3 protein-coding genes are annotated in these 2,712 nt (G+C 68.5%); all 3 read left to right on the top strand.

All coding sequences use genetic code 11. From position 1 onward, the window contains the following. Positions 1 to 307: 307 nt before the first annotated feature. Positions 308 to 502 (top strand): 30S ribosomal protein S21, encoded by a 195-nt coding sequence (gene rpsU, locus D7Y21_RS40970; RefSeq protein WP_014395136.1) that lies wholly within the window; start codon positions 308 to 310, stop codon positions 500 to 502. Between the two features lie 111 nt (positions 503 to 613). Further along, complete coding sequence (locus D7Y21_RS40965) at positions 614 to 1,072, top strand: GatB/YqeY domain-containing protein (protein ID WP_120563930.1); 459 nt, start codon at positions 614 to 616, stop codon at positions 1,070 to 1,072. Between the two features lie 338 nt (positions 1,073 to 1,410). Further along, positions 1,411 to 2,712, top strand: a 1,302-nt coding sequence (gene dnaG / locus D7Y21_RS40960; RefSeq protein WP_121718598.1) for a DNA primase, incomplete at its 3' end; no start/stop codon positions are given.

Below are 2,712 nucleotides of genomic sequence, written 5' to 3'. Positions count from 1 at the left end.
GCGCCACCCAGCTGTCCACCCGCCCCCCGGTGACACAGACGCCACAGGTCCGCGCGCGCAGGGATGGATCCGCGACGTGGCGGCGGCAGGAGGCCCAGCACTCGGAAGCGGCCGTGCCAGCCCGGGAGGGGCTGGCCGCCAGCAGGAGGACCAGGAGGAGGAGGCGGGACACGCGCCGGACAGTCTAGCGCACGCGGCCCATCCTTTCCGTGCGGGTCTCCTTGCCTTTTCCGGCCCGCTGCGCCATACCCCCCGACTTTCTGAAGATTTACAGATTGCATCCAGCTAGGCGGAAGGAGGTGACTGCATGCCCGGTATTCGAGTGAAGGAAGGTGAGTCCATCGAAAGCGCTCTCAAGCGCTTCAAGAAGGCCACCGAGAAGGCCGGAATCCTTTCCGAGATCCGCAAGCGCGAGCACTACGAGAAGCCTTCCGTGAAGCGGAAGAAGAAGGCCCTCGCCGCCAAGAAGCGCGCTGTGAAGAAGGCCCGCAAGTCGTACTAGCAGGCCCGCAGTGAGGAGCCGGGGCTCCTTGAAGCAGTCAGGTGCCCTGGCTCCCGCCGTCCCATCCGCTGGCGCGGCGACCCTTTTTCCCCGCCCGTGAGGAATCCCGACATGACCACCCTGAAAGAGCGCCTGACCGCGGACCTGAAGGACGCGATGCGGGCCAAGGACGAGCTGACCCTGAGCGTGGTGCGCATGCTCAAGAGCGCCGTGAAGTACAAGGAGGTCGAGCCGGGCGCCAGCGAGCTGGACGACGCGGGCATCCTGCAGGTCATCGCCGGCCTCATCAAGCAGCGCCGCGACTCCATCGAGCAGTTCAAGGCCGGCGGCCGCCCGGAGCTGGCGGACAAGGAAGAGCAGGAGATCTCCGTCCTGCAGCGCTACCTGCCCAAGCAGCTCACCCCGGAAGAGCTCACCGCCGCCGTCCAGGCCTCCATCGCCGAGGTCGGCGCCAAGGGCCCAAAGGACATGGGCGCGGTCATGAAGAACGTGAACCCCAAGCTCCAGGGCAAGGCCGAAGGCAAGGCCATCTCCGAAGAAGTGAAGGCCCAGCTGGCGAAGCTGTCCTGAAGCACCTGTGATTCCAGGGGAAGGGGCGCCGGGAACGTCTCCCAGGTGCCCTCCCCACCCCGGGCTCGAAGCGGATTTTTTGATCCCTCGCCCGCTGGCCATTAAGCGCTGATCCTCAAGGCCTCTTCCGCCCGTCCCCCACCCCGGGAGGCGAGCGGGCAGCCTTCAGGAGTGCGCGCCGTGTCCCAACCCTCGTCCGTTTCCGCGCCCTGGCCGCGTCGGCCTGCCCTACCCGCCTGGGTGGAAGTCCCGGCGGGACGCGGCCCCGGGTGCGTCAGAGGGGGCCGTCAGGATGGCGGGCGGAAGGCCGCGCTCATGCGGATGGATGGAGGGGCGTCGTGATTCCGGAGCACAAGATCCAGGAGGTCCTCGACCGAGTGGACATCGTGTCGCTGGTGTCCCGTCACGTGGAGCTCAAGAAGGCCGGCCGTGAGTTCAAGGGCCGCTGCCCCTTCCACCAGGAGAAGACACCTTCGTTTTACGTCGTACCGGAGAAGCGCTTCTATTTCTGCCACGGCTGCCGGGCGAGCGGCGACGCGGTGTCCTTCATCCAGCGATACCTGGGCAAGACGTTCCAGGACGCCGTGCGAGACCTGGCCCAGGAAGTGGGCATCGACCTGGAGGCCGCGCAGGACCCCGGCCTCAAGGAGCGTCAACAGGTCAAGGAGGCCACGGACTTCGCCGCGGAGCACTTCCGCGCCCAGCTCTGGCACGAGGACGAAGGCCGCGCCGCGCGCGCCTACCTGGCCAGCCGTGGCGTGTCGGAGGAAGTGGCCCAGGGCTTCGGCCTGGGGTGGGCGCCCGCGCAGTGGAGCCTCCTGGCGGACCGCTTCCAGAAGAACGGGATGATGGAGTGGGGCCTGAAGGCGGGGCTCATCACCAAGCGAAACAGCGGAGATGGCTGCATCGACTTCTTCCGCAGCCGCCTGATGGTGCCCATCCGCGCGCCGGAGGGGCGGCCCATCGCCTTCGGTGGCCGGCTGGTCGCGGCGGAGGACGGCCCCAAGTACCTCAACTCGCGCGAGTCCCGGCTCTACAACAAGAGCGAGACGCTCTTCGGCATGGACCAGGCGCGCGACGACATCCACAAGCGCAAGACGGCCGTGCTCGTGGAGGGGTACTTCGACTGCATCGGCCTGCACCAGGTGGGCGTGCGCAACGCGGTGGCCCTGTGCTCCACCAACCTCACCGCCGGACACCTCCAGGTGCTCAAGCGCGCGGAGGCCCGCGACCTGGTGCTGCTCCTGGACGGGGACTCCGCGGGCCTCGCCGCCGTGGAGCGACTGGCCGGTCCCCTGCTCGCCGCTGGCGCTCCCACCCGGGTGGCGCTCCTGCCGCAGGGGGATGACCCGGACGTCTTCGCCCGCCGCGAGGGCACCGACGGCGTGGAGCGTCTCCTGGAGGGCGCCCAGCCCCTCACCGCCTACCTCTTCGCCACCCTGCTCCCCATGGGCAAGCAGGCGAGCTTCGAGGAGAAGATGTCCGCCCTGGAGCGGCTCAGGCCCGTCACCTCCCAGGTGCCTCCGGGCCTCACGCGCTCGGCGCTCATCAGCGCGCTGGCGGGGCACTTCGGCTGGATGCCGGCGCAGATCGAGTCGTCCATCCAGTACAAGCCGCCCCCCACCCCCATGTCTCTTATA

Origin of the sequence: Corallococcus sp. AB045 (assembly GCF_003668895.1) — a bacterium.
GTDB classification, from domain to species: Bacteria; Myxococcota; Myxococcia; order Myxococcales; family Myxococcaceae; genus Corallococcus; species Corallococcus coralloides.
The sequence above is the reverse complement of the archived record's forward strand: the minus strand, read 5'-3'. Positions and strand labels throughout refer to the sequence as shown.